27 protein-coding genes are annotated in these 24,272 nt (G+C 64.5%); 20 read left to right on the top strand and 7 right to left on the bottom strand.

All coding sequences use genetic code 11. The annotated features are described in order from the left end of the window. Positions 1–18 precede the first annotated feature (18 nt). Entirely contained in the window at positions 19–1,632 is a 1,614-nt protein-coding gene (locus V5B60_RS04980) for a methyl-accepting chemotaxis protein (protein ID WP_332345922.1), read from the bottom strand. Positions 1,633–1,864: 232 nt separating this feature from the next. On the opposite strand from V5B60_RS04980, the gene V5B60_RS04975 reads away from it, so the two are divergent. Beyond that, the gene (locus V5B60_RS04975) at positions 1,865–2,320 is read left to right on the top strand and encodes an FmdB family zinc ribbon protein (RefSeq protein WP_332345921.1); all 456 of its coding nucleotides are present in this window, start codon (positions 1,865–1,867) and stop codon (positions 2,318–2,320) included. 122 nt (positions 2,321–2,442) lie between these two features. On the opposite strand, the gene V5B60_RS04970 is transcribed toward V5B60_RS04975, so the two are convergent. Next, positions 2,443–3,249 (bottom strand): DUF2189 domain-containing protein, encoded by an 807-nt coding sequence (locus V5B60_RS04970; protein WP_332345920.1) that lies wholly within the window; start codon positions 3,247–3,249, stop codon positions 2,443–2,445. A 433-nt stretch (positions 3,250–3,682) separates the two neighbouring features. On the opposite strand from V5B60_RS04970, the gene V5B60_RS04965 reads away from it, so the two are divergent. Genes V5B60_RS04965 through nudB form a run of 6 tightly spaced genes read left to right on the top strand, consistent with a single transcriptional unit; the run spans position 3,683 to position 7,766 of the window. Next, positions 3,683–4,012, top strand: coding sequence for an FmdB family zinc ribbon protein (locus V5B60_RS04965; RefSeq protein WP_332345919.1), 330 nt, complete (start codon positions 3,683–3,685; stop codon positions 4,010–4,012). Then, positions 3,997–4,653, top strand: coding sequence for a DUF502 domain-containing protein (locus V5B60_RS04960; RefSeq protein ID WP_332345918.1), 657 nt, complete (start codon positions 3,997–3,999; stop codon positions 4,651–4,653). Before V5B60_RS04965 ends, V5B60_RS04960 begins: the two co-directional genes overlap by 16 nt. A 13-nt stretch (positions 4,654–4,666) precedes the next feature. Further along, entirely contained in the window at positions 4,667–6,469 is a 1,803-nt protein-coding gene (aspS, locus tag V5B60_RS04955; protein WP_332345917.1) for an aspartate--tRNA ligase, read from the top strand. A 9-nt stretch (positions 6,470–6,478) separates the two neighbouring features. Next, complete coding sequence (locus tag V5B60_RS04950) at positions 6,479–6,880, top strand: ribonuclease domain-containing protein (RefSeq protein ID WP_332345916.1); 402 nt, start codon at positions 6,479–6,481, stop codon at positions 6,878–6,880. Then, complete coding sequence (locus V5B60_RS04945; RefSeq protein WP_332345914.1) at positions 6,877–7,320, top strand: barstar family protein; 444 nt, start codon at positions 6,877–6,879, stop codon at positions 7,318–7,320. The genes V5B60_RS04950 and V5B60_RS04945 overlap by 4 nt, the downstream gene beginning before the upstream one ends. Further along, positions 7,317–7,766, top strand: coding sequence for a dihydroneopterin triphosphate diphosphatase (gene nudB / locus V5B60_RS04940; protein WP_332345913.1), 450 nt, complete (start codon positions 7,317–7,319; stop codon positions 7,764–7,766). The genes V5B60_RS04945 and nudB overlap by 4 nt, the downstream gene beginning before the upstream one ends. 188 nt (positions 7,767–7,954) lie before the next feature. Here the strand turns inward: nudB and V5B60_RS04935 are convergent, their stop codons facing one another. The 3 genes from V5B60_RS04935 to bufA2 all read right to left on the bottom strand — a co-directional run bounded on the left by V5B60_RS04935 (position 7,955) and on the right by bufA2 (position 9,889). Then, positions 7,955–8,725 (bottom strand): DNA-binding domain-containing protein, encoded by a 771-nt coding sequence (locus V5B60_RS04935; protein ID WP_332345912.1) that lies wholly within the window; start codon positions 8,723–8,725, stop codon positions 7,955–7,957. Beyond that, entirely contained in the window at positions 8,722–9,561 is an 840-nt protein-coding gene (gene bufB / locus V5B60_RS04930; RefSeq protein WP_332345911.1) for an MNIO family bufferin maturase, read from the bottom strand. Before bufB ends, V5B60_RS04935 begins: the two co-directional genes overlap by 4 nt. 67 nt (positions 9,562–9,628) lie before the next feature. Next, entirely contained in the window at positions 9,629–9,889 is a 261-nt protein-coding gene (bufA2, locus tag V5B60_RS04925; RefSeq protein WP_034941564.1) for a BufA2 family periplasmic bufferin-type metallophore, read from the bottom strand. A 274-nt stretch (positions 9,890–10,163) separates the two neighbouring features. Between bufA2 and rpoH the strand changes: the two genes are divergently transcribed. Then, positions 10,164–11,027, top strand: a complete 864-nt coding sequence (gene rpoH, locus V5B60_RS04920) for an RNA polymerase sigma factor RpoH (RefSeq protein ID WP_332345910.1) — start codon at positions 10,164–10,166, stop codon at positions 11,025–11,027. 83 nt (positions 11,028–11,110) lie between these two features. Here rpoH and V5B60_RS04915 read toward each other — a convergent pair whose 3' ends face one another. After that, a complete protein-coding gene (locus V5B60_RS04915; protein ID WP_332345909.1) occupies positions 11,111–11,770 on the bottom strand; it encodes a c-type cytochrome in 660 nt (219 codons plus the stop codon). Positions 11,771–11,947: 177 nt separating this feature from the next. On the opposite strand from V5B60_RS04915, the gene V5B60_RS04910 reads away from it, so the two are divergent. The 6 genes from V5B60_RS04910 (at position 11,948) to cyoE (ending at position 17,573) form a co-directional block, all read left to right on the top strand. Next, positions 11,948–12,715 carry a cytochrome c oxidase subunit 3 gene (locus V5B60_RS04910; protein ID WP_332345908.1) on the top strand — a complete coding sequence of 256 codons (768 nt, stop codon included), beginning with the start codon at positions 11,948–11,950 and terminating at the stop codon, positions 12,713–12,715. Positions 12,716–12,780: 65 nt separating this feature from the next. Further along, positions 12,781–13,497 carry an SCO family protein gene (locus V5B60_RS04905; protein WP_332345907.1) on the top strand — a complete coding sequence of 239 codons (717 nt, stop codon included), beginning with the start codon at positions 12,781–12,783 and terminating at the stop codon, positions 13,495–13,497. Next, on the top strand, positions 13,490–14,281 hold the full coding sequence (locus V5B60_RS04900; protein WP_332345906.1) for a cytochrome c oxidase subunit II: 792 nt from the start codon (positions 13,490–13,492) through the stop codon (positions 14,279–14,281). The genes V5B60_RS04905 and V5B60_RS04900 overlap by 8 nt, the downstream gene beginning before the upstream one ends. 20 nt (positions 14,282–14,301) lie before the next feature. Beyond that, positions 14,302–15,873, top strand: coding sequence for a cytochrome c oxidase subunit I (locus V5B60_RS04895; RefSeq protein WP_332345905.1), 1,572 nt, complete (start codon positions 14,302–14,304; stop codon positions 15,871–15,873). Between the two features lie 66 nt (positions 15,874–15,939). Then, positions 15,940–16,572 carry an SCO family protein gene (locus V5B60_RS04890; RefSeq protein ID WP_332345904.1) on the top strand — a complete coding sequence of 211 codons (633 nt, stop codon included), beginning with the start codon at positions 15,940–15,942 and terminating at the stop codon, positions 16,570–16,572. Between the two features lie 98 nt (positions 16,573–16,670). After that, positions 16,671–17,573, top strand: a complete 903-nt coding sequence (gene cyoE / locus V5B60_RS04885; RefSeq protein ID WP_332345903.1) for a heme o synthase — start codon at positions 16,671–16,673, stop codon at positions 17,571–17,573. A 33-nt stretch (positions 17,574–17,606) separates the two neighbouring features. On the opposite strand, the gene mpl is transcribed toward cyoE, so the two are convergent. Further along, positions 17,607–19,097 (bottom strand): UDP-N-acetylmuramate:L-alanyl-gamma-D-glutamyl-meso-diaminopimelate ligase, encoded by a 1,491-nt coding sequence (mpl, locus tag V5B60_RS04880; protein ID WP_434735361.1) that lies wholly within the window; start codon positions 19,095–19,097, stop codon positions 17,607–17,609. Here mpl and V5B60_RS04875 point away from each other — a divergent pair. From V5B60_RS04875 to V5B60_RS04850, 6 genes are all read left to right on the top strand, one after another. Next, entirely contained in the window at positions 19,096–19,704 is a 609-nt protein-coding gene (locus V5B60_RS04875) for a hypothetical protein (protein ID WP_332345901.1), read from the top strand. The genes mpl and V5B60_RS04875 overlap by 2 nt on opposite strands. A 139-nt stretch (positions 19,705–19,843) precedes the next feature. Further along, positions 19,844–20,335, top strand: coding sequence for a type II 3-dehydroquinate dehydratase (aroQ, locus tag V5B60_RS04870; protein ID WP_332345900.1), 492 nt, complete (start codon positions 19,844–19,846; stop codon positions 20,333–20,335). Positions 20,336–20,421: 86 nt separating this feature from the next. Then, complete coding sequence (accB, locus tag V5B60_RS04865; protein WP_332345899.1) at positions 20,422–20,877, top strand: acetyl-CoA carboxylase biotin carboxyl carrier protein; 456 nt, start codon at positions 20,422–20,424, stop codon at positions 20,875–20,877. A 14-nt stretch (positions 20,878–20,891) separates the two neighbouring features. Then, positions 20,892–22,256 carry an acetyl-CoA carboxylase biotin carboxylase subunit gene (gene accC / locus V5B60_RS04860; protein WP_332345898.1) on the top strand — a complete coding sequence of 455 codons (1,365 nt, stop codon included), beginning with the start codon at positions 20,892–20,894 and terminating at the stop codon, positions 22,254–22,256. 16 nt (positions 22,257–22,272) lie between these two features. Next, positions 22,273–23,163, top strand: coding sequence for a 50S ribosomal protein L11 methyltransferase (gene prmA, locus V5B60_RS04855; protein WP_332345897.1), 891 nt, complete (start codon positions 22,273–22,275; stop codon positions 23,161–23,163). Positions 23,164–23,165: 2 nt separating this feature from the next. Continuing rightward, positions 23,166–24,140, top strand: a complete 975-nt coding sequence (locus V5B60_RS04850; RefSeq protein ID WP_332345896.1) for a DUF3426 domain-containing protein — start codon at positions 23,166–23,168, stop codon at positions 24,138–24,140. The last annotated feature ends 132 nt before the right edge of the window (positions 24,141–24,272 follow it).

Below are 24,272 nucleotides of genomic sequence, written 5' to 3'. Positions count from 1 at the left end.
CCTGACGCAACTCCTGGTTCAGATCCGGAACTGGGCCACCGAGTTGCCCAGACCGTTTGCCAACCCTTGGAGTTGCTTCGCTGCGGCGGCAGTCTGCTCGGCGGCGGAGCTGTCCTCCTCGGCGGACTGTGCCACCTGCTCCACCCGGCGGGCGATCTCCTGGCTTGCGACGGATTGTTCGGCGATCGCGTTGCCGATTTCGCTGACCGCGGCCACGAGCTGTTCGACACTGGCGCGGATGTTGCGGATGGCCTCGCCAGCGGTGCCGGCCAGTGCGACCCCCTGGTCGACCTGCTGGACGGCGGTCGCCATCGAAAACAGGGAATTGCGTGTCTCCTCCTGGATCTGCATCACCATCGCGTTGATTTCGCTGGTTGCCCTGCCCGTGCGCTCGGCTAGTTTGCGCACTTCGTCGGCGACCACCGCAAAACCGCGGCCCGACTCGCCAGCGCGTGCGGCCTCGATGGCCGCGTTCAATGCCAGAAGATTGGTCTGATCAGCTACTTCCTTGATTACCTGTACGACCGTCGAGATCTTCGCCGAGCTCTCGTCGAGGGCGTGCATCGCCTTCGAGGTCTGGCGAACGGTATCGGCGATGCGGTTGATTTCGTCCGTCGCCTGTTCGATCACGTCCCTGCCGGCATCCGCAAGACCGGAAGCGGTGCTCGCCGTTTTGAGTGCGGCGCGGGCGTTGTCGGTCACCTCGCTGATACTGACCGACATTTCCTCGACCACCGCTGCCATCGACGCCGCGGAGTCGCTACTCGAGTGCGAAGCTTGTGCAACCTGCTGTGCCGAAGCGACCAGCGACTGCACCGCCTGCTGCGTGCTGGCGGCCGTCGTGGAAACGTCTTTCAGCATCGCCCGCAGCCGTACCTGCATCCGCTGCTGATGGGCCATCACGCTCTGCGTGTCGCCCGTCAACAGCGTGAGGTCCTGGCTCACGTCGCCGCCGGCAATGCGCTCGACCAACTGTCGTGCCCACTCCGGTTCGCCTCCGAGCTGGCCGGTTATCCGGCGAGTGACCAGGAAAGCGACGCCGATGGCCAGCAGCAGTGCCACGGCGAGCAGCGCCAGCATCAGTCGCTCCGCCAGCGACTGCGCCTCGGCTGCAGCCTTTTCGGCCTGAATCTTGCGGTCCTGCTGAACCTGGATGAACCTCTCGCTCTCGCCTGCCAGTTCGCGCTGCAGCGAGCGTGCCTCGCCTTGGACCAGGGAACGCACGGCATCGATCTGGCCCTCCCTGGCCAGCGACTTCACCCGTTCGTTGCCTTGCGCGTAGCGGTCGCTGAGTTCGCGCATGCGGCCCGCGAGCTGCCTCGTTTCCGGGTTGCGTTGCGTCTTCTCGAGATCTTCGGCGAGACGGGAAGCCTCCCTGCCCGCCGTCGTCACGCGTTCCAACTCCTGGTCGCGCTCGTCGGCGGTCACCACCAGCGCATTGAGCTGGTAGCGGCGCATGCTGTTGACCTGCGCTGCGATGTCGCGCGCCAACGACTCGTTACGGGCGGCGCGGACGATGTTGTCGACGTGCCTGTCGATCAGGTTCATCTGCACCGTCGCAGTCACGACGAGAGCGGCCATCATGATGGAGACCGCCGCGAAACCGCTCCAGAGAAGCGTCTTGATCTTCATTCTTGTCGTCTCCGGTGCACGAAGGGCGGTACGACGGCGTGCCCAAGCGCGTAGGCGGGCACACCGCGCGCCCGGCAGTTTCCGTCACCCGGCGCGCGCCTGTCAAGCACGTCGCGGCTTGCGGTCGGCGGTCGCGCTCATGACCTGCCGCTGACGGCTGGCAACCTGCAGAGCCATTGAAACAATGCGAATCCGTGCCGCCGGGACGGCCCTGACAAGCAGGAGCGGGGACATGCTGACGGGCGAGTTCGACGCCGAAATTCACTCTCCTTGGAACCTTTGGCAGCAGGTGCCGACCAGCTGTCCGCGCCCCGGCACATACTCCGCGAAATCGTTCGACCGCCGGCGCCGCGCCTCATCCGCACGCAGGGCGAAAGCTGGTAGCATGTGCCGCTTGCCTTGGCTACCCGCAACTTCGCGGACCGCCGAGACCCTCGGCACCTTTGGGAGGATCGACACCATGCCCATCTTCGAATACGAGTGCGTTGCCTGCGGGCAGGAGTTCGAGAAGCTCGTGCGCCAGTCGTCGCCGCCGCCGCACTGCCCGCAATGTAGCAGTACCGACCTGCGCAAGAAGCTGTCGGCCTTCAATTCCGCCAGCGCTGTTCCGACCAGACGCAGCGATCTGCCGGCGCCCTGCGGCAGTTGCGGACACCCGGACGGGCCCGGCGCCTGCCACCTGCACTGAAAGCCTGCCCTTCGTGATCCCCGTGCCAGCCAAGGCTCGCTGCCAGCCGCCATTGCTCGCCCGCAGCCAGCAGTGCGGCATGACAGGCACGCGGTTTTTGCCGCGATGACCGGACGACCGCCTCATGGCGTTGCCAGAGCCTCGTCCTCATGTTCGGCGACCAGTTCGCGGTAGGCATGCCAAGTGGCATGGCCAACCAGCGGCGTGGCGATGACCAGGCCGGTGAACAGCGTCGCAAAACCGATCCCGACCAAGAGCACGATGCTGCCGGCCCACAGCAGCATCGGCCCCGGGTTGCGGCCACAGACGACAAGGCTGGCGATGGCCGCGGTCACCGCATCCGTCTTGCGATCGAACATCAGCGGCAGCGAAATCGCTCCAATGGCGAAAACGAAGGCAGCGAAGAAGCCGCCGACCGCGAAATAGACGAGTGAGAACTCGGGTTGCTCGAAGGTCAGGACGCTGCGCACGACGTCGGCAAAGGTTGGCAGACCGCCGGTGAAGAAAAGCGCGAAAACGACCATCGACGCGCGTGCCCAGATCAGCAGGACGATCGTCAACAGGGCTGCGAACAGGCCGACGTTGGGGAGATTGGGCCGCCAGGCAGCCAGTGTCGGTACCAGTCGGGGCGATTCACCACGTTCGATGCGGCGACTGAGGTCGTACAATCCGATCGCGAGGAAAGGACCGACCAACAGAAAGCCGGTCGTCAGCCCGGCAAAGAGCGCGTAGGCTTCGGCGAACACGAAGTACATCAACCAGCCCGCGGCGGCGAAACAGACCCCGTAGAAAACGCTCGCGCCCCCCGCCCTGCGGCAGTCACGCCAACCGGCCCCGAGCCAGCGAGGGATCGCCGCGGCATCGACGCTGCGGATGACGGGGAAGTGGCTCGCCGGGTGCTCGGCTTGCCCGCTGTCATTGTGGCTCATTCCTCTACCCTCCTCTGGCTGAGATCTCGGCCGACCGTGCCGCGCCGCCGGTGGGGCCGACCCGGAACGTGTGGCGGGTCGCTCTGCTGCGGCCGGCCGACTGGCGGCTTGCGGCGCGCCAACCGTGGCGCCGGCCTACGAGCGGCGTCGTCGGGCTCCTCCGACCCGTCCTGCCGCGAGATGGCAGGCGATTGCCGCAAGCAGAGAATAACATCAGCTGCCGGCGCTGGAAGACCTTCAGCGGCGCCAGATCGGCAGCGCTCCCGCCAAGGCGGCAGCGACAGCTTGTCCGCGGTGCAGCCACCGGCCACCAGTGCCGCTCGTTCCGCTTGCAGAGCCCGGGCGGGTGGGGGTAGGCTCGGCCGGGGTGCTGCCGATCCTCCCGGCGATCGCGTATAATCACGCTTTTCCCTGTTCTTTCTGAAGGTTAGTCATGCCCATCTATGCCTATCGGTGTGCTTCCTGTGGCTTTGCGAACGACCACCTGCAAAAACTCAGCGACCCGGCCCTCGAGAACTGTCCGGCGTGTGGCCAGGCGACCTATGTCAAGCAGCTGACCGCCGCCGGCTTTCAATTGAAGGGCAGCGGCTGGTACGTCACCGACTTCAAGGGCGGCCAGAAGCAGCCGTCGAGCAAGGAGACATCCGCCGCCAGCGAAGCGACAGCGGCTGCCGGTGACGGGGCGCCTGCTGCTGACAAGACTGCCGCGCCAGCGCCGACGGCCACCAGCACCGACGGAGCCAACGCGTGCGCCGGCAACTGATCAAGCGCTATTTCATCACCGGTCTGTTGATCTGGGTGCCGTTGGCGATCACCGCCTGGGTGCTCACGATGATCATCGGCACCATGGATCAGTCGCTCCACCTGTTGCCGGCAGTGGTCCATCCACGCAGCGTTCTCGGCTTCGACATTCCCGGCAGCGGGGCGATCCTGACCTTGCTGATCATCCTGCTGACCGGTATCATCGCTGCCAATTTCATCGGCCAGCGGCTCGTGGCCTGGTGGGAAAGCTTGCTGGCGCGGATCCCGGTCGTCAATTCGATCTACAACAGTGTCAAGCAGGTTTCGGACACCCTTTTTTCGTCGTCGGGCAACGCCTTCCGCAAGGCGCTGCTGATCGAGTACCCGCGCCGCGGCGCATGGACCATCGCCTTTCTCACTGGCCGCCCCGGCGGCGAGATGGAGCGGCATCTGGCTGGTGAGTACATCAGCGTCTACGTACCGACGACGCCGAATCCCACTTCGGGTTTTTTCCTCATGTTGCCTCGAAGCGAGGTCGTCGAACTCGATATGAGCGTTGACACGGCGCTCAAGTATGTCATCTCGATGGGCGTCGTGGCTCCGCAACCACGGCCAGACGTCGCCGGCATTGCCAGCGGCCTGACGATCAACCGCAACAGCTGAAACGGATCAGAGCATGCGAACACATTACTGTGGGCAAGTCGATGCACGGCTCATCGACCAGGAAGTCACCCTTTGCGGCTGGGCTCACCGGCGTCGCGACCATGGCGGCGTGATCTTCGTTGACCTGCGTGATCGCGCAGGCATTGCCCAGGTGGTCTGCGATCCCGACCGCGCGGAGATGTTCCGCACTGCCGAGTCCGTGCGCAACGAATTCTGCCTGCGCGTCCGGGGCCGCGTCCGCGCCCGGCCGCCCGGCACGGTGAATGCCAACATCGCGAGCGGCGAGATCGAGATCCTCTGCCACGAGATGGAGGTTCTCAACCCCTCGCTGACGCCACCGTTCCAGCTCGACGAAGAGAACCTGTCGGAGAACACTCGCCTCCTGCACCGCGTGATCGATCTGCGGCGGCCGCAGATGCAGACGAACATGCAGTTGCGTTACCGCACGGCGCGCGCCTTCCGACGCTTTCTCGACGATGCCGGCTTCATCGACATCGAGACGCCGATGCTGACCAGGAGCACGCCTGAAGGCGCCCGTGACTACTTGGTTCCGTCGCGGGTCCATCCCGGCCAGTTCTTCGCCTTGCCGCAATCGCCACAGCTCTTCAAGCAATTGCTGATGGTTGCCGGCTTCGACCGCTATTACCAGATCACCAAGTGCTTCCGCGATGAGGACCTGCGTGCCGACCGGCAGCCGGAGTTCACCCAGGTCGATATCGAGACCTCGTTCATGGACGAGGGCGAGATCATCGGGCTGATGGAGGAACTGATTCGCACGGTATTCGCCGAGGTGATGGCGGTGGAGTTGCCCAGGCCCTTCCCTCGCCTCAGTCACCACGAAGCGATGCTGCGTTACGGCTCCGACAAGCCGGACCTGCGGGTGACCCTCGAGCTGGTCGAGGTTTCGGACGTACTTCGGGATGTGCCGTTCAAGGTCTTCGCCAATGTCGCCAACAGTGAGGGCGGCCGCATCGCTGCGCTGCGGGTTCCCGGCGGCGCCAGCCTGACGCGTGGCGAGATCGACGCCTATACCCAGTTCGTCGGCATCTACGGCGCGCGTGGTCTCGCCTATATCAAGGTCAATGACGTCAGCCAGCTGAACGAGACCGGCTTGCAGTCGCCGATCGTCAAGAACCTGCACGCTGCCGCCCTGCAGGCCATCATCGAGCGCACCGGTGCCACCTCCGGTGATCTGATCTTCTTCGGCGCTGACCGGCGCAAGGTGGTCGACGATGCACTTGGCGCGCTGCGCGTCCGCATCGGTCACGAAAAGGGTTTCGTGAACGGAAACGCATGGGAGCCGGTGTGGATCGTCGACTTTCCGATGTTCGAGTACGATGACGAGGCGCGCCGCTGGAATGCCTGCCATCATCCGTTCACCAGCCCGAAGGACGAGCACCTCGGGCTGCTCGCCAGCGACCCGGGGCGTTGCCTCGCCAAGGCCTACGATCTGGCGCTCAACGGCTCGGAACTCGGTGGTGGCTCGGTCAGGATCCACCGCGCCGAGGTCCAGGAACAGGTGTTCAAGGCGCTTGGCATTGCCGACGACGAGGCTCAGTCCAAGTTCGGCTTCCTGCTTGCGGCCCTGCAGTACGGCGCGCCACCGCACGGCGGCTTGGCGTTCGGACTCGACCGCATCGTCACGATGATGGCCGGCGCCGAGTCGATCCGCGACGTCATTGCCTTCCCGAAGACGCAAAGGGCGCAATGCCTGCTCACCGATGCACCGAGCAGTGTCGATGAGAAACAGCTGCGGGAACTGCACATTCGTCTGCGCCAGAGGGTCGACACGCAGGTGGAGATCGGCAAGGCCTAGGTCGTGGCGATGGCGAGAATCCTGGCCGTCGTCCGGCTGCTCGTACTGGCGATCGCCGGCTGCTGTCTTGCCGGCACGGTGGCGGCGCGCGACAGTCGCGAGATGGGCAGCATCGCGCTTGGCGAACTGCCTCCCGAGGCCAGACACACCCTGCTGCTGATCCGTCAGGGCGGGCCCTTTCCCTACCCGCACAAGGATGGCAGCGTTTTCGGCAACTTCGAGAAGCGCCTGCCGCTGCAGCCGCGCGGCTACTATCGCGAGTACACGGTGCCGACGCCCGGCCGGCGTGATCGGGGGGCCCGGCGCATCATTGCCGGCGGCGGCCGCGGTGGTGACGTTGCCCGTTCCGGCGAGTACTACTATACTGCCGACCACTATCTCAGCTTCCGCAGGATACGCGAACAGCCATGAGCCTCGATGAGTTGCTCGCTGTCCTTGAAGACGCGAACGCCGCCGGCGTCTTCCAGCTGCCTGCGCATTGCCGTGAGGCGGTCGGGCGCGCCGCCGCAGAAGCCGGCTTTGCCTGCTTCGAAGTGAGTCTTGCCGACTGTTCGCGCCTCGACGAGGTGCTCGCCAGGCTTGGCGACGATCTCGACTTTCCGGGCTGGTACGGACACAACCTCGACGCACTCAAGGATTGTCTGACCGATCTTTCCTGGGTGGAGGCGGCCGGTTACGTGCTCTTCATCGACCATGCCGGGCCATTCCTCGTGCGCGAGCCCGAGGGCTTTGCCGTGCTCGGGGAGGTTCTTGCCGTGGCCGTCGCCGAGTGGCGGGCCCTGGGATATCCGATGTGGATCTTCTTCGATGCGCAGGCAACCGCGCTGGCTGTCTTCGCCGCGACGGGATGAGTCGCTTCAAGCGGCCGGTATCGGTGCTGGTCGTCATCCATACGGCCGACCTGCAGGTACTGCTGCTGGAGCGTGCCGCGCACCGCGGTTACTGGCAGTCGGTCACCGGCAGTCAGGAGGCCGGCGAGGAACTTCTGGCGACCGCCGTGCGGGAAGTCAACGAGGAGACGGGGATCGAGGCAGTGGCCGCAGAGCTGTGCGACTGGCGGTTGAGCAACCGCTACGAGATCTTCGCCGAGTGGCGGCACCGCTACGCACCCGGCGTGCGTTACAACACCGAGCACGTATACTCGCTGCAGAGGGTGGCGACCGACGCCGTGCGGTTGGCAGCCGGCGAACATCGGGCGTACTGCTGGCTGCCCTGGCGCGAAGCGGCAGAGCGTTGCTTCTCGTGGAGCAACCGCGAGGCGATCCTGATGTTGCCGGAGCGGCTGGCCGGGCGGTAGCCCTGACCCGCCGTTCCAGGCAAGCCCGCCAATAGCACTTCGAACAGCGCGCCGGAGCGCCGGCCATGAGGGGTAGCTCAAGACACCGGCAGGCTGCCTGTGCCACCACCATGCCACAGGTGAAGGGAGCGTCACATCGTGCGCAGCGCTTTTCACCGCCGCTCACGTCGGGCCGTGGCACCGGGGAATCACACACGGGCCAACAGACCGTCGGCGATCCACCTCTGCAGGAAGCCGACGGCGGTTACCGCCGGTTCGGTGTCACCCGATTCAGCAATCAGTTCGCAGCAGGCGGCAAAGGTGGCACCCTTGGCCACGGCTTCGAGGACGTGGGCTTCGAGGCCAGCCGCCGATCGCCAGTGGCACTCCAGCTGCGGGCGCCAGACGAGGAGCAGATGTGGCCCATGTGGCGGTTCTTCGCTGCTCGCGAGTGGGTCGGCATCGAGCGCCTTCCAGATCGGCTCGATCTGCCAGTCGAGCCGCAGCATCTGCAATGACGGCAGGAGAGAGAAACGATGCTGCGGCCAGTCCGCAGCGCGCAGTTCGGCGAGGTCGCCGACAGTGAGGGGTTCGCCGTCGGCGGCGTCGAAAGCCGCCCGCGTTGCCCAGTCCATGCGGGCCAGGTCGACCAGCGAGGGATGCGTCAGATGTTCGGCCGAGGAAGCGAGGAAGTCGGACAGGGCGTCACCGAACCATCGAATCGACCTGAAGCGCGACGGCTTGCTGGCGATGTAGGCGTTCGCCAGCGCAGCAAAGGCGTCATCCCCGAGCGCGCGCAGCAGGACCGGGTAGTTGTCCCGCAGGGCGGCGCTCAGGCGTGCGCGGTAGGCTTGCAGGTAGATGCCGAAGCCACCGTCGCCGGAGTCTTCGTCCGCGAAGAGGCCCGGCAGCGGATCACCGTCGAGGATCGCCTGCTGGCAGCGCTGCTGCTGCTCGCCGAGCGAGTTGGTGGCTCTCATGCGGCGCACCGCGTATCGCCGCTGGCGGTGCTGCTGACACGGCGCGCCCGGTCCAGTTCGGCCAGCAGGGACTCGAGTGGCGGGATGTCGTCGTCACGCTCGATCATCGTCGCCACCGGACCCAGGCGGCCGATGGTGTAGGCATAGAGATCCCACACGGCATCGCAGACCGCATGGTCGTGGGTATCGATCAGGTACGCGCCGTGGTCTTCGTGGCCGGCGAGGTGGATCTGGCGGATCGCTGCTGCCGGCATGGCGTCGATGAAGCTTTGCGCGACGAAGTCGTGGTTGACGCTGCTGACGTAGACGTTGTTCACGTCGAGCAGCAACTCGCAACCAGTCCGCCTGACCAACTCGGCGATGAACTCCCATTCGCTCATCTCGTCCGCGCGGAAGCGGACGTAGCTGGAGACATTCTCGAGGACCAGCGGCCGTCCGAGAAACTCCTGTACCTGCTGCACACGCGGCACGAGGTGCCGCAGGCAGGCCTCGGTGTAAGGCAGCGGCAACAGGTCGTGCAGGTTGAGTGAAGAGGTGCCGGTCCAGCACAGATGGTCGGATACCCAGGCTGGCTGAATCCGCTGCGTCAGGTCGCGCAACTGCTGCAGGTAAGGGCGGTCGAGGGGATCGCTGCTGCCGATCGACAGCGACTCGCCATGCATCACCATCGGATAGTCCCGACGGATGCGGTCGAGATGGTGGATCGGCTTGCCGCCAGCGACCAGATAGTTCTCCGAGATCACCTCGAGCCAGTCCACCCGTTGCGGGGTGGCGATGAAGTCGCGATAGTGCTCGCTGCGCAGGCCAATCCCGAAGCCGCAAACAGGTTCGTGCATCAGCTCTCCCTTCGCTGAGCTGCGGGCGCCGCCGGCGCTTCATCGCCGCCGGCGCCAATTGCGTGCCTTACTTGACGACCTTGCCGCCGGCGTCGGTGCATTCCTTGGCGCTGCCTTTGGTCACCCAGCCCTGACCCTTGCAGGAATTGGTTCCCTTGCACTCGCTCTTGGCGGTCTTGCACTCCGAGGAGCCCTTGCACGAGTTCACGCCCGCACAGCGCACCGTCGCCGCATCGGCGGCGTGGGCGATCGGTGCCAGCAGCGTCCCAGCGGCAAAGAGGGCTGCGGCAGCAGCGGCGATGGCGACACCAGACTTTTGATTTGACATGTGTTTCTCCTTTCGGTGGATGGGGTGGGTCAGACCCGGCCAGATCGCAACCGGTTAGCTGACAACCCTTAGACGCTGGAACCGAAGAATTACTTACATTTGCAGCAAGTTTTTTTGTCTGACCGACGGGTGCCCGTACGATCGGCCATGCGCGCAGCGGAACGACCCCGCCACGGGGGAAATGCGGATCCCGCGAACTCCCGCGGCGATTAGCAGTCTCAAGCGCCGAGTGCTAAAATGATGGTAACGCATGATTGCAGGAGGAATGACTCACATGAACCAGGCCCTGACCTTGCCGGTCGTTTCGGCAACTGGCAGCATCGATTCCTATATCCAGGCGGTGCGGCGCTTTCCGATGTTGAGCGCCGAGGAAGAGGTTTGCCTCGCCACCCGTTACCGTGAGGAAGACGACCTCGAGGCTGCCCGGCAACTGGTTCTCTCGCACCTGCGGCTTGTCGTGGCCGTGGCGCGTGGCTACTTGGGCTATGGACTGCCGCATGCGGACCTCATCCAGGAAGGCAATATCGGTCTGATGAAGGCGGTCAAGCGCTTCGATCCGGGGCACGGCGTGCGCTTGGTCTCCTTCGCCATTCACTGGATCAAGGCCGAGATCCACGAGTACATTCTGCGCAACTGGCGCATGGTCAAGGTCGCGACGACCAAGGCACAGCGCAAGCTGTTCTTCAACCTGCGCAGCCTCAAGGGCAGCAGCGATTCACTCAGCCAGCCGCATGTGGCCGACATCGCTCATCGCCTCAGCGTCAAGCCCGAGGAAGTGGTGGAAATGGACTCGCGCATGGCGGGGCACGATCTGGCGCTCGAGGGCGAGAGCAGCGAGGACGGCACGTTTGCGCCGATCGACTATCTCGCAGACCCGTCGAGCGAGCCCTTGCGAGTGCTCGAGGCGCGGGCGCGCGACCACCTGCAGCAGGATGGCCTGCAGACAGCGCTCGCCGGACTCGACCCGCGCAGCCGGCGAATCGTCGAGGCGCGCTGGCTGAACGATGAGCATACGGCGACGCTGCACGAGCTTGCCGCCGAGTTCGGGGTCTCCGCCGAACGCATCCGGCAGATCGAAGTCAAGGCGATGCAGAAGATGCGCAGCACCCTGGAGCCCATGGTCGCGGGTGTTCGCTAGGGGCGCGGCGAGCCGGCGTCAGTTGTCGCCGGCTTCCCCCCTTGGCGGCAGTTGAGCCCGCTGCCGCACGGCTTCCCGCACGACTACTTGCCGCGTGTCGCGGCATACTCGGCAACTGCGGCGATATCGGCATCGCTCAGGCGCGCCGCAATGTCGCGCATTACCCGGGCTTGGTCATTAGTCCGGCTGCCGTCCCTGTACGCCTTGAGCTGCGTCTCGAGATAGTTCGCATGCTGGCCGCCGATTGCCGGTGCCAACACGGTCGGAGCCCTGCTCATCAGCTTGCCCCAGTCCCGGTTTCCCTCACCCGATCTGCCGTGGCAGCCGATGCACGCCGGCACCACTTGCGGGCGGCCCTTGCCCTTGAAGAAGATCTGCTCTCCCTTGGCCAAGAGTTCCTTGTCGCTGACCTCGTTCGCCTTCATCGTCTGCTTGGCAAAGTAGGCGGCGATGTCGGCCAGGTCCGCTTCGGCGACCGCCTGCGCCTGTGGTGACATCTGCTCGTTCTTGCGCCGTCCGGATTTGAAGTCGTGCACCTGTTTGATGACATACTCGGGCAACTGACCAGCCAGCTTGGGCCAAGGGTCGGCCGGCGGCGGCAGCGCGATGCTGTTGCCATCAGCGCCGTGGCAGGCGGCGCAGACTTCCGCCTTGGCCTGGCCGAGATCAGCGTTCCCTGCGGCGAGCGCGGCGCCGGTTACCCCAAGAAACGCCACTCCGAGCATGGACGCAGTCTTGAACATGTTCCTTCCTTCCTCCCCACGGGGCAAAAACCAGACTTTGCGCGACGCCGTGCATTCTGTCATAATTCTGCGACAAATTGTCACAGTCCGGGTATTATGAACAGTCGTTGCCCGGCTGGCAACCGGGCTCGAGGAGCGCCCGCCGTCTCAACCAGGACCACGAAGGGAGGATTCGCGATGTCCCAGCACGACGCTGCCCACCACCATCCCGGCCATGCACACGCCCACTGGGAATACAGCATCTGGCCGGCGATCATCAGTATCGGCGTCCTCGCCTGGAGCCTGGCGTTCTGCTTCCAGTTCGTCTATCACATGCCCTTCGCGGCCCTGATCGCTTTCGGCCTCGGTTTGCCGATGATTCTGGGCGGTGTCGCCGGCTGGACCAACGAGGCGATCGGCAAGGGTGAGGGTCTGTCGTATGGGGCGATGGGCTGGTTCATCCTCGCCGAGGCGATGATCTTCTTGTCGTTCTTCGCGTACTACTGGTTCATGCGTCTTTCCGCCCCTTCATGGCCACCGGCGGGCACGCCGACGCTGCCGATCGTCTACCCGCTGGTGATGACGGTGATCCTCGTTACGTCCTCTGTCACCATCCACATGGCGGAAGAGGAAGCGATGCATCGTGGTGACCGCGGAACGGTTCTCAAGTGGTTGTTGCTGACCATGCTGCTCGGCTTCACCTTCCTTGGCATGTCGATCTACGAGTGGGGCCACCTGATCGCTGAAGGTTTCACCATTTCCACCAACAGCTTCGGGACGACCTTCTACTCGATCACCGGACTGCACGCATCGCACGTCATCGTCGGCCTGGCGATTTTCACCGCCGGGCTGTTTCCTGCCCTGAAAGGCACCATCCCAGCGGCGTTCTGGCGACCGGCCAGCCTCTACTGGCATTTCGTGGACATCATTTGGTTCTTCGTCGTTTCGCAGGTCTACTTCTGGTAATGGTGTCGGCATTGGCGTACGCAGTGGGCGAGCCAAGCCGCAACAGTTCGCCGGACACCTCCATCATGCGCATCGACGAACCGCAGTTCCTCGGCGCGCGGCTGGACGGTGCGGTCGCGTTCACCGACAGCGAGGGGCAGAGCTTCCTGTTGCGGCAAGTGTTCGGCAAGCCGCTGATCCTGTTGCTGTCCTACTACGGTTGCGACGGGACCTGTCCGACGATGAACAGGGAACTGGCGAAGGTGCTGGCGAAGGTCGACCGGTTCAGTCTGGGGACTGATTACCGCGTCCTGACCGTTTCCTTCGACAAGCGCGATTCGAGCCGCACGGCGGCCGAATTCCTGCGCCAGACGGGAGGAATCCCGGAGCAGTGGCATGCTGGCTGGCGGCACGCAGTCCTCGCTGGCGACGACGTTGAAGCCTTCGTCGCCAGCGTCGGTTTCCGTTTCTTCTGGTCGGATGCAGCGAAGGCCTTCCTGCATCCGAACGTGCTGGTCTTCGTCACACCCGAGGGCCGGGTCGCGCGCTACATTTACGGGACGCGGATGGACGCCACGACCATCGAGATGGCGCTGACCGAAGCCGACTGGGAACGCATCGCCAATTCGACGGCCGTCTTCGATATCGTCACTGGAGCGTGTTTCAGCTACAACTATGAAGAAGGCAGGTACCAACTGAATTACTCGCTGCTTGCGGGTGTGGGGTCCCTGATCCTGGGTCTCGCGCTGATGGGCCTGGGAGCATGGGGATATCGCAGGAGGATGGGGAGGTTGCATGAATAGGTTAGTCAAGCACTGGGCCGCGCTGGCCATGGTCGCAGTCAGCAGCGTTGCCATGGCGGCAAGTGGCGATGGGCAGGGCAGCGCGCAGGCGGCGGCGTCGGGGAAGATGCCGCTCGTTCAGTATCTGCAGAAGGGCGAAGCCCGGATCACCGACCCGGCCCCCGGGTGGGATTACCTCTGGAAAGAGGTGCTGATCGACATCACGGTCATCGGCATCCTCTTTGCGCTGATGACGGCCTATTTCATCTGGCGCTATCGACGGGTTCCAAGCGGACCACAGGTGGGCAGCGCGCCGAAGCTCTCGCCCGCGGCGGCGGTCGGCTGGGTGGTCATCCCGGCCTTCGTCTTCCTTGCCGACGACCTCTTCCTCGCTGCCAACGGCTGGGTGCTGTGGAACAAGTACCGCGACGTGCCGGCGGATCGTCTCGAGATCCACCTCGAGTCGGGGATGTACAGCTGGGACTACACTTATCCGAACGGCGTGCAGACGCAGAACGAGCTGATCGTTCCCGCCGGCAAGCCGATCCTGCTGCGCATGACGAGTCGCGACACGCTGCACAGCCATTTCATACCGGACTTCCGGGTGAAGGAGGACTCGATGCCGGGCCGCACGACCTTTCTCTGGTTCCTGCCGCGAGAGGCCGGCAAGGAACACATCGTGACCTGCGCCGAATACTGTGGTGTCATGCACTCGTACATGGCTGGTCGAGTGATCGTGAAGACGCCGGAAGAGTTCAAGCAATGGTATGAAGCGGGCGGGGCTGCTGCCAAGAAGAGTAGTTGAGTGACGGGAGGAAGTTGGACATGAACCTGAAGGAATGGATCTTCACCACCGACCACAAGCGCGTGGGCGTGCTTTATCTGATCGGCTCCATGGCTGCTTTCATCGTTGCCGGCATCATGGCGATGTTGATGCGGATCGAGTTGTCGACACTGGGGCCGACGATCACCAGCAATCCGTCGAGCTACAACGTCTGGCTCTACGCGCACGGTGCGGTGATGATCCTTGGCTTCCAGATTCCGGCGTTGACCGGATTCTTCGCCAACTATTGCATTCCGCTGATGATCGGGGCCAAGGATGTCGCGTTTCCCCGCGTCAATGCCCTGTCGGTGTGGTTGTTCTACGTCGGCATCATTCTCGCACTGCTAACCTTCTTCATCCCGGATCCGCCGGACGTCATGTGGACCGGCTATCCGCCCTACTCGACGATCACCGCCGGCAACACCGCGCTCTATTCCTTCACGGTGCTGATTCTCGGCTTCGCGTCGATCATCGGTGGCGTCAACTTCCTGACCACCATCGCCTACATGCGCGCACCGGGGCTGACCTGGAACAAGCTCAACATCTTCGTCTGGTGCACCCTCGGTGCCTTCGTTCTGCAGCTCATCTTCGTTCCCGTTCTGGGGACGGCGGTGACGCTGATCAGCATGGACAAATATCTTGGAACAGCCTTCTTCGACCCGACGCGCGGTGGCGACGTCCTCACTTACCAGAACCTCTTCTGGTTCTATTCGCACCCGGCTGTCTACGTCATCTTCCTGCCCTTCTTTGGCGTCCTGTTCGAGATCGTCGCCACCTTCGCCAAGAACCGGGTGTTCAACTACCACGCGGTGGTCTATGGCGGCATCGGCGGCATCATCCTGCTGTCAGGCGTCGTATGGGTCCACCACCTGTACGTGTCCGGCATGATCGACTGGATCCGCATCGGCCAGATGGTCACCACGCTGATGATCTCGGTGCCTGTCGGCCTGATGCTGATCGGCCTGGTGGGAACGCTGTACAAGGGGTCGATCACCTTCGAGACGCCGATGCTCTACGCGCTGGGCGTGCTGTTCCTCTTCCTGATCGGCGGCCTGACCGGGATCCCTCTGGCGCTGCCCTCGCTGACGCTGCACCTGTCCGAAACCTACTACGTGGTCGGACACTTCCACTACGTCATGGCGGTTGCCGGAACCTTCTCGATCTTCGCCGGCGTCTATTACTGGTTTCCCAAGATCACCGGCCGCATGTACAACGAGTTCTGGGGCAAACTGGGTTTCTGGATCACCTTTGTCGGTACCAACATCGTCTTCTGGACGATGATGGACATCGGCGTCAAGGGAATGCCACGTCGCTACTATGACTATTCGCACTTTTCGCAGTTCGAGCATGCGCATCAGCTGATGACCCTTGGTGCAGCCATTGTTGGTGTCGGCTTTGCCATCGCCCTGGTGAACTGGATCGTCGGTGCCATGAAGGGCCCTCCGGCCGGCGATAATCCATGGCAGTCGATGTCGCTCGAATGGACAACGGTGTCGCCGCCGCCGCATGGCAACTGGCCGTCGCCGCCGAGCGTCAGCGCGGAATGGACGCCGTACGCCTACGACAGGCGCTGACTTGCGCGCGTGGATCGGGCGCCTGCGGGCGCCCTTTTTCTTGCCATCGTCGCCGGGTCGCCCGGGATGAGCAGGCGCTTCTGGTTGGCCATCGCGGCAGCCGGGTTCCTCCTCGTGCTGCTTGCTGCGAGCCTCATCTGGCGGGCACTGGTGGTCGAGCGCGCGGCGTCCCTGGACCCGACGCAGATGCGTCTGCAGTCAGCCACGTTGCTCGATGACGATCGGCCGCTGCCCGCCTTCGAACTCGTTCGTGAAGGCGGCCACTTTGCCAACCGCGATCTCATCGGTCGGTGGACGCTGCTGTTCTTTGGCTACACCTTTTGCCCGGACATCTGTCCGACCGCCCTCGCCCTGCTGAAGGAGCTCAAGAGCAGGCTTAGCGAACGGGCGCTGCTCGTGCCGCAGGTACTCATGGTTTCGGTGGATCCGCGTGATGACCCGCAGACGCTGCGTCGCTACACGGGCACCTTCGATCCGGATTTCATTGGCGCCACTGCTGACGACGCCGGATTGGCGCCTCTGGTGCAGCATCTCGGCGTCTACTATTTGCGACACGACAAGGACGGAAAGACGGACTACGCGGTGGACCATTCGGCGGCGATCTACCTGATCGATCCGCGCGGGCGGCTGAAGGCCGTTTTTCCGGCACCGCAGAGCTTGCCGGTGATGTTGCAGGATTACCTGGCACTGGTGCCGTGAAGGCGGGTAAGGAAGTGCCGAGGATCAGGCCGAGATGCTGCTCGGCGCCAGCGCGCCAACGACGCGAATGATTGACCATCTCGATTGCATGAAAGCCCATGAAAGCCACGACCTTTTTCCGCTTGCAACCGACTCTTCGCCGTCTGGGCGCCTTCGTCGCTCTGACCAAGCCGCGTGTGGTTTCGCTGATCGTGTTTTGTGCCGTCATCGGCATGTTCCTGGCCTCGCCGGGGCCAGTGCCGATGCCGGTGCTGGTCTTCGCGACGGTCGGTATCGCTTTCGTCGCCGGTGCCGCAGCGGCCGTCAACTGCCTCGTCGAGGAGCACATCGACGCGCGCATGGCGCGTACGCGGGCACGCCCGCTGCCGCTTGGCGAGGTCAGCGCCTTCGAGACCTTCTTCTTCTCCGGTATCCTGGGCGGGGCGGGGTTGTCGCTTCTTTACCGTTTGGTCAATCCGGTGACGATGTGGCTGACCCTCGTCACCTTCGTCGGCTATGCGGTGGTCTACACGCTTTACCTGAAGCCGCGGACCTCGCAAAACATCGTCATCGGCGGTGCGGCCGGAGCAATGCCGCCGGTTCTCGGCTGGTCTGCCGTGACCGGGCAGGCACCGGTCGAAGCGTGGCTGCTGTTCCTGATCATCTTCGTGTGGACACCACCTCACTTCTGGTCGCTGGCGCTCTACCGTGCCCGCGAGTACGAGGCGGCGGGGCTGCCGATGCTGCCGGTGACCCACGGTGCGGCCTACACCCGCCGCCACGTCTTCCTCTACACGGTCGCCCTGAGCGGCGTGACGCTGCTTCCCTACGCCATCGGGATGAGCGGCCCGCTCTACCTGGCGGCCGCCATCGTGCTCGACGGGATCTTTCTGGCCCATGCCTGGATCATCTGGCGCGACTACTCCGACCTGGCGGCACGCAAGACCTTCCGTTGGTCGATCATCTACCTCGCCCTGCTCTTTGCTGCCTTGCTCATCGATCACGCGTTCGGATTGCGCTAGCGTCATCGCCGCCAAGCCGCGGCAGCAAAGCGCTCAGGCCGGTGCCGGCTTGCCGGCGAGGCCGGCAAGCAGCTTGTCGTGCAGGCCGCCGAAGCCACCGTTGCTCATTACCAGGATCTGGTCTTCCGGCCTGCTCGCCGCGCAGATTCGCTGAACCAGACACGCGAGATCGTCCTCGACATGCAGGCCCTCGCCAAGCGGCGCAAGGGTTTCGCCGGCATTCCAGCCGAGTCCTGCGCTGTAACAGAACACCAGGTCCGCTTCCCGCAGGCTGCCCGGCAACAGGTCCTTCATCACCCCCAGTTTCATGGTGTTCGAGCGTGGCTCGATGACCGCCAGAATGCGCCGTTTGCCGACCTTGTCGCGCAGGCCCTTGATGGTCGTCGCGATGGCCGTCGGGTGGTGGGCGAAATCGTCGAACACCGTTACGCCGTTTGCCGTGCCGCGGACCTCGAGACGACGTTTGACGTTGCTGAAGCCGTGCAGGGACTGCAGCCCGCGCGTCAGCGGGACACCGACGTGACGCGCGGCGAGCAGGGCGGCGACGGCGTTGCTGCGATTGTGTTCCCCGCTCAGATTCCAGGTCGTACTGCCGATCAACTCGCCAGCCTGCAGCAGATGCAGGCTGCCGTCACCGTCACTGCCCTCCGCGTACCAGCCGACGGGGTCGTTGAAACGCTCGACCGGTGTCCAGCAGCCGCGGGCCAGCACCCGCGAGACACCGGTTTCGGCGGCGTTCGCGACGATCAGGCCGGAGCGTGGCAGGGTGCGAACGAAATGGTGGAACTGGGTCTCGATCGCTGCCAGATCGGCGAAAATGTCGGCGTGGTCGAACTCCAGGTTGTTCAGGATGGTGGTCCGCGGGTGATAGTGCACGAACTTCGAGCGTTTGTCGCAGAACGCGGTATCGTACTCGTCGGCCTCGATGACGAAGAAAGGCGACCTTCTGAGCTCCCCGGGCAGACGTGCCGAAACGCCGAAGTTCAACGGTACGCCGCCGATCAGGAAGCCCGGGCTGAGGCCGGCTTCCTGCAGGATCCAGGCGAGCATGGCGGCCGTCGTCGTCTTGCCATGTGTGCCGGCGACTGCAAGGACCCAGCGCTGCCGCAGCACGTACTCGGCCAGCCACTGCGGGCCGGAGACGAAGGGCAGATTGCGGTCCAGGATTTCCTCCAGCAGCGGGTTGCCGCGCGAAATCGCGTTGCCGACCACGTAGCAATCGGGATCGATTGCCGTCTGCGCGGCGTCGTAGCCCTCTATCACTTCGATCTCGGCGGCCGCCAGTTGGTCGCTCATCGGCGGATAGACGCCGCTGTCGCAACCGGTCACATGATGTCCGGCAGCCCGCGCCAGTTGCGCGACACCCGCCATGAAGGTGCCGCAGATGCCGAGGATGTGGATGTGCATGTCGCGAATCCTAGTAGAATCAGCTGCCGAAGGCGCGATTGTAACCTTGCCCGCTGGCTCTGGGGCCGGGAAGGGCCCGACCATCGGGCAAAGCGCCACGCTTCGGGAGCCGTCGATGAACAACAGTCAGGATCGGCAGCGCAGCGCGCCGTTGCGCACTCAGCTTGCTGCCCTCGCAGCGCGCCTGCTGGCCGAGGACGGCATCAGCGACATCGCCCGCGCCAAGCGCAAGGCGGCGCGTCAACTCGGGCTGCCGCAGAACGCTGCCCTTCCTGACGACGCCGAGGTCGAGGCGGCGTTGCGGGCGCACCAGCGGTTGTTCCACGAAGAGGAGCAGCAAGCGCGGCAGCAGCAGCTTCTCGCCATCGCCGCGCGCCTGATGACCGTGATGCAACGCTTCAATCCTTATCTCACCGGGGCGGTACTCGACGGTACCGCCGGGCGCTATGCCGAGATCGACATCCAGCTCTTCGCCGACAGTGCCAAGGACGTCGAGATCTTCCTGCTCAACGAGAAGCTCTGTTTTCGCCACAGCACGCCACGCACCGAACGAGCGGAGGCCGTCCTCACCCTGGTCGCCGACGAGGCGACCGTCAACATGGTGATCTATCCGCGGACTGAAGAACGTGTGAGCTTTCGCACGCGTGACGGCAGGCCGCGCACACGGGCACGTCTCGCGACGGTTCGCCGGTTGCTCGCCGAGGCCTCGGCTGTCAGCCGCTGACCCGCGCAACAACCCGTCTGCGTCTCTTCCGGCGCCGCCCTCAGGTGGCTGCAACCGTCGTTGGTGCGGTGCCGCACGAACCGCGTGCGGCCAAGGTTCTGCTGGACAAAATGCTGCCATTTGCGGCAAACTCGCGCCCATGAAGAAGCAAAAGGACCCGTCGTCGACCGCCGGCCAGCCGCCGGAAGCGCCGCGTCTGCTGGTCCTGCATGGCCCAAATCTGAACCTCCTCGGTACCCGTGAACCAACCCATTACGGCTTGACGACCCTCGCCGAGATCAACATGGCGTTGGCGCATCGTGCGGCTGCCGCCGGCGTTCACCTGGAGGCCTTCCAGAGCAACCATGAAGGTGCCCTGATCGAACGTGTGCACGCGGCGCGGCAGCAGGGCATCCGCTACCTGATCGTCAATCCCGCCGGGTACACCCACACCAGCGTCGCGCTGCGCGACGCCCTCGCCGGTACCGGCCTGCCCTTCGTCGAAGTGCACCTGTCGAACGTGCATGCGCGCGAGCCATTTCGTCATCACTCGTATTTCTCCGACCTGGCGATCGGGGTCATCAGCGGCTTGGGCAGCGAGGGCTACCTGTTGGCGCTCGAGTATCTGTTGCGCCAGATGGCGGCCGAGTGAGCACTTTGTTTACGTCACGTCGCGGTCACCTCTCGGGCGGCTGCATGGTCCTGACCGCAAGAAGGGCAATCATCTGGAGCAAGTGAATGGATCTGCGGAAACTGAAGAAACTCATCGATCTGGTCGAGGAGTCAAGCATCACCGAACTCGAGATCAACGATGCCGAGGAGAAGGTTCGCATCGTCAAGCACGGCGGCATGGTCTCCCATCACTATGCCATGTCGCCGCTCGGGTCGGTGCCGGTGACCGCCGCTCCGGCCACGCCGGTGGCAGCGGTGGTGGCGCCGGCCGAACCGGAACTGCCTGAAGGCGACGCCGTCAAGGCTCCGATGGTCGGCACCTTCTATCGGGCTCCAAGCCCGGGCGCCGAGCCCTACGTCGAAGTCGGCAGCACTGTCAAGGCGGGCGACACCCTGTGCATCATCGAAGCCATGAAGCTGCTCAATGAGATCGAAGCCGAGCGCTCGGGCACCGTCAAAGCCATTCTGGTCGAGAACGGTCAGCCGGTCGAATTCGGTGAAGCGCTCTTCATCGTCGGCTAGGAGATACTTTCACCATGTTCGGGAAAGTCCTCATCGCCAACCGCGGGGAGATCGCCCTGCGCATTCAGCGCGCCTGCCGCGAGCTCGGCATCAAGACCGTTGTCGTGCATTCGGAAGCAGACCGCGAAGCGAAGTACGTCCGGCTGGCCGATGAATCCGTCTGCATCGGCCCGGCGCCCTCGGCACAGAGCTACCTCAACGTGCCGGCAATCATTTCGGCAGCCGAGGTCACGGATGCGCAGGCGATCCACCCGGGTTACGGTTTCCTGTCTGAGAATGCCGACTTCGCCGAGCGCGTCGAGTCGTCGGGTTTCGTCTTCATCGGGCCGCGGCCGGAGACCATCAGGCTGATGGGGGACAAGGTCACCGCCAAGGAGGCCATGCGGATCACCGGCGTGCCCTGCGTGCCGGGATCGGAGGGGGTTCTCCCCGAGGATCCGCGCGACATTGCGCTGCTCGCCAGGGCGGTCGGCTACCCGGTGATCATCAAGGCGGCTGGTGGTGGCGGTGGCCGCGGGATGCGGGTCGTGCATACCGAGGCGGCTCTGATCAACGCCGTCAACATGACGCGGACCGAGGCCCAGAGCTTCTTCGGCAATCCGCAGGTGTACCTCGAGAAATACCTCGAGAATCCAAGGCACGTCGAGATCCAGGTGCTTGCCGACAGCTTCCGCAACGCCGTCTATCTCGGCGAGCGCGACTGCTCGATGCAGCGCCGTCACCAGAAGATCATCGAGGAGGCTCCGGCTCCCGGTATCCCCACCCGCCACATCGTCCGCATCGGCGAGCGCTGCGCCGAGGCTTGCCGCCGGCTCAACTACCGCGGTGCCGGCACCTTCGAGTTCCTGTTCGAGAACAACGAGTTCTATTTCATCGAGATGAACACGCGCATCCAGGTCGAGCATCCGGTGACCGAGTCGATCACCGGCGTCGATCTCGTCGCCGAGCAGATTCGCATCGCCGCCGGCGAGAAGCTGCGTTTTCGCCAGCGCGACCTGACTTTCCGCGGCCACGCAATCGAATGCCGCATCAACGCCGAGGATCCCTTCAACTTCCTTCCCTCGCCCGGAAAGGTCAGTTTCTACCACCCCCCAGGCGGCCCCGGCATTCGTGTCGACTCGCACATCTATCACGGCTACACCATCCCATCGCATTACGACTCGATGGTTGCCAAGGTGATTGCCCACGGCGACAGCCGCGACCAGGCGCTGCGTCGCATGCGTACCGCGCTGTCGGAAATGAGCATCGACGGTATCAAGACCAACATCGCCCTGCATCAGGAACTGCTGCAGGATTCCCGTTTCATCGAGGGCGGCACCAGCATCCACTATCTCGAGCAGTGGCTGGCTGCCAAGGGTGAGGTCAAGAAGGGCGGCTGACCAGCGCCGATGACCGATGGCCTGGCTATCCCTGAGCATCCGCACCGATTGCCTGCACGCCGAGCGGCTTGCCGATGCCTTGCTCGAAGCCGGGGCCCTCGCCGCCAGCATCGAGGACGCGGATGCCGGTACGGCCGACGAGCAACCGCAGTTTGGCGAGCCTGGCTCCATCAGTCGTCCGGGGTGGCAGCGCTCGCTGGTCGTTGCCCTGCTGCAACCGGAAGCCGATGCCCGTGAACTCCTCTTGTGCTGCAGCGTGCAGGCTGGCCTCGCCGAGTTGCCTCCGTACAGCCTGGAAGAAGTGCCCGAGCAGGACTGGGTGCGACTGACGCAATCCCAGTTCGAACCGATACGCGTTGCACAGCGCCTGTGGATCGTTCCTTCCTGGCACACCGCTCCCGATCCCGGGGCAATCGTCCTCGTGCTTGACCCCGGGATGGCATTCGGGACCGGTTCCCACCCGACGACGCGGCTCTGTCTCGAGTGGCTCGAGCGATCCGTCGGTCCGGGCGTGTCTGTGCTCGACTATGGCTGCGGCTCCGGAGTTCTGGCCATCGCTGCCGGCCGACTCGGTGCGAGCGAGATCGTCGGCGTCGACATCGAGCCGCAGGCGGTCGTCGTTGCCCGGACCAACGCCGAGGTCAACGGGGTCGCTGCCCGCTTCCAGGAATCGGCCGATCGACTGAGTGGCCAGTTCGACATCGTCGTCGCCAACATTCTTGCCAATCCGCTGCGGGTTCTGGCGCCGGCTCTCTGTGGCCACCTCCGTATAGGCGGAATGTTGGCACTGTCCGGAATCCTCGTCGAACAGGCCGATGAACTGATCGCTGCCTACAAGCCCCATCTGACGCTGACGGTAGTCGGCACGCGTGATGGCTGGGTCTGCCTGGCCGGCAGCAGGAAGTAGCCATGCGCACCTGCTGCCCGACCTGCCAGACCGTATTTCGCGTCACTCCGGAGCAGCTTCGGTTGCGGGCCGGCAAGGTTCGCTGCGGTCAGTGCAGGGCCGTCTTCAACGCCATCGAGAACCTCGTCGATGGCGAAAGCAATGCGTCATCGCCGACAGCGCCGGCGCAGGCGACGCCCGCAGTCACCGTGGCGCCATCGGCTGCACGCGCCAGCGCTCGCACGGAGCCGGCGCCGAGCCTCGCCGGTGCGGCGCCGGTAACCCCAGTCGTCGCCGGTTTTTCGGCCGCCGCGGGGGCGACCGACCACGCCGCCGCGCCGTCGCCGCCCGCGCCAAGTACTGACGAGCCGGCCCTGGCGGGGGACGAATCACGCTCTGCCGAGCGTCAGCTGCCGGATGCCACGACCGGCGATCGTTCGCCAGCTGGCAATGGCGAGGGCCTGCCGGGGTCGTCGCAATGGCTGACTGAGATGCCCGGGGCGCCAGTGTCGGCGGAGCGCAGCGTGCGCACGACCTTCGTCGTCGCGGCCGTCCTCCTCGCCAGCCTCCTGATTGGACAGATCGCCTTCCACCTGCGTGGCAGCATCGCCATCAGCATTCCGGTTCTGCGGCCGGCGCTCAAGGCGCTGAGTGCGGTCTTCGGCAGCGAGATCCCGTTGCCGCGCCAGGCGGCGCTGGTCAGCATCGAGAGTTCGGACTTGCAGGCAGATCCGGGGCGCGACAAGCGTCTCGTTCTGCAAGCCACGTTGCGCAACCGGGCAGCCTGGGCGCAGGCCTACCCCGCCCTCGAGCTGACGCTCACCGATACGCGTGACAAGGTCGTCGCACGGCGTGTTCTGCTGCCAGAGGAGTACCTTCCACCGGCCGCGATAGAGGACGGCTCCTTCGCGCCAAACGCCGAGATCGAGGTCAAATTGTGGCTGGACGCACAGCAGGTCGAGGCAGCGGGCTACCGGCTGTACGTCTTCTACCCGTAAGGCATGCTGCAGGAATCGTCGCAATCCGGCCGAGATGCCTGGCGGTAAAAGACCCCTGAGCGGGACACTTGGCCGCGACGCCAGGACCCTGTGAACGTCGGTGTTATACTCGCATCCACCCCGCATCCTCCG

It is taken from the genome of Accumulibacter sp. (genome assembly GCF_036625195.1).
In the GTDB taxonomy this organism is placed as follows: Bacteria; Pseudomonadota; Gammaproteobacteria; order Burkholderiales; family Rhodocyclaceae; genus Accumulibacter.
Note: the sequence above shows the minus strand (reverse complement) of the source record. Positions and strands in the feature narration are given on the sequence as shown.

What these genes read in the sequence shown, in the direction of transcription:
- V5B60_RS04980 (WP_332345922.1), bottom strand. Translation starts at nt 1,632, where the DNA reads ATGAAGATCAAGACGCTTCTCTGGAGCGGTTTCGCGGCGGTCTCCATC.
- V5B60_RS04975 (WP_332345921.1), top strand. Translation starts at nt 1,865, where the DNA reads ATGCTGACGGGCGAGTTCGACGCCGAAATTCACTCTCCTTGGAACCTT.
- V5B60_RS04970 (WP_332345920.1), bottom strand. Translation starts at nt 3,249, where the DNA reads ATGAGCCACAATGACAGCGGGCAAGCCGAGCACCCGGCGAGCCACTTC.
- V5B60_RS04965 (WP_332345919.1), top strand. Translation starts at nt 3,683, where the DNA reads ATGCCCATCTATGCCTATCGGTGTGCTTCCTGTGGCTTTGCGAACGAC.
- aspS (WP_332345917.1), top strand. Translation starts at nt 4,667, where the DNA reads ATGCGAACACATTACTGTGGGCAAGTCGATGCACGGCTCATCGACCAG.
- V5B60_RS04950 (WP_332345916.1), top strand. Translation starts at nt 6,479, where the DNA reads ATGGCGAGAATCCTGGCCGTCGTCCGGCTGCTCGTACTGGCGATCGCC.
- V5B60_RS04945 (WP_332345914.1), top strand. Translation starts at nt 6,877, where the DNA reads ATGAGCCTCGATGAGTTGCTCGCTGTCCTTGAAGACGCGAACGCCGCC.
- nudB (WP_332345913.1), top strand. Translation starts at nt 7,317, where the DNA reads ATGAGTCGCTTCAAGCGGCCGGTATCGGTGCTGGTCGTCATCCATACG.
- V5B60_RS04935 (WP_332345912.1), bottom strand. Translation starts at nt 8,725, where the DNA reads ATGAGAGCCACCAACTCGCTCGGCGAGCAGCAGCAGCGCTGCCAGCAG.
- bufB (WP_332345911.1), bottom strand. Translation starts at nt 9,561, where the DNA reads ATGCACGAACCTGTTTGCGGCTTCGGGATTGGCCTGCGCAGCGAGCAC.
- bufA2 (WP_034941564.1), bottom strand. Translation starts at nt 9,889, where the DNA reads ATGTCAAATCAAAAGTCTGGTGTCGCCATCGCCGCTGCTGCCGCAGCC.
- rpoH (WP_332345910.1), top strand. Translation starts at nt 10,164, where the DNA reads ATGAACCAGGCCCTGACCTTGCCGGTCGTTTCGGCAACTGGCAGCATC.
- V5B60_RS04915 (WP_332345909.1), bottom strand. Translation starts at nt 11,770, where the DNA reads ATGTTCAAGACTGCGTCCATGCTCGGAGTGGCGTTTCTTGGGGTAACC.
- V5B60_RS04910 (WP_332345908.1), top strand. Translation starts at nt 11,948, where the DNA reads ATGTCCCAGCACGACGCTGCCCACCACCATCCCGGCCATGCACACGCC.
- V5B60_RS04905 (WP_332345907.1), top strand. Translation starts at nt 12,781, where the DNA reads ATGCGCATCGACGAACCGCAGTTCCTCGGCGCGCGGCTGGACGGTGCG.
- V5B60_RS04900 (WP_332345906.1), top strand. Translation starts at nt 13,490, where the DNA reads ATGAATAGGTTAGTCAAGCACTGGGCCGCGCTGGCCATGGTCGCAGTC.
- V5B60_RS04895 (WP_332345905.1), top strand. Translation starts at nt 14,302, where the DNA reads ATGAACCTGAAGGAATGGATCTTCACCACCGACCACAAGCGCGTGGGC.
- V5B60_RS04890 (WP_332345904.1), top strand. Translation starts at nt 15,940, where the DNA reads ATGAGCAGGCGCTTCTGGTTGGCCATCGCGGCAGCCGGGTTCCTCCTC.
- cyoE (WP_332345903.1), top strand. Translation starts at nt 16,671, where the DNA reads ATGAAAGCCACGACCTTTTTCCGCTTGCAACCGACTCTTCGCCGTCTG.
- V5B60_RS04875 (WP_332345901.1), top strand. Translation starts at nt 19,096, where the DNA reads ATGAACAACAGTCAGGATCGGCAGCGCAGCGCGCCGTTGCGCACTCAG.
- aroQ (WP_332345900.1), top strand. Translation starts at nt 19,844, where the DNA reads ATGAAGAAGCAAAAGGACCCGTCGTCGACCGCCGGCCAGCCGCCGGAA.
- accB (WP_332345899.1), top strand. Translation starts at nt 20,422, where the DNA reads ATGGATCTGCGGAAACTGAAGAAACTCATCGATCTGGTCGAGGAGTCA.
- accC (WP_332345898.1), top strand. Translation starts at nt 20,892, where the DNA reads ATGTTCGGGAAAGTCCTCATCGCCAACCGCGGGGAGATCGCCCTGCGC.
- prmA (WP_332345897.1), top strand. Translation starts at nt 22,273, where the DNA reads ATGGCCTGGCTATCCCTGAGCATCCGCACCGATTGCCTGCACGCCGAG.
- V5B60_RS04850 (WP_332345896.1), top strand. Translation starts at nt 23,166, where the DNA reads ATGCGCACCTGCTGCCCGACCTGCCAGACCGTATTTCGCGTCACTCCG.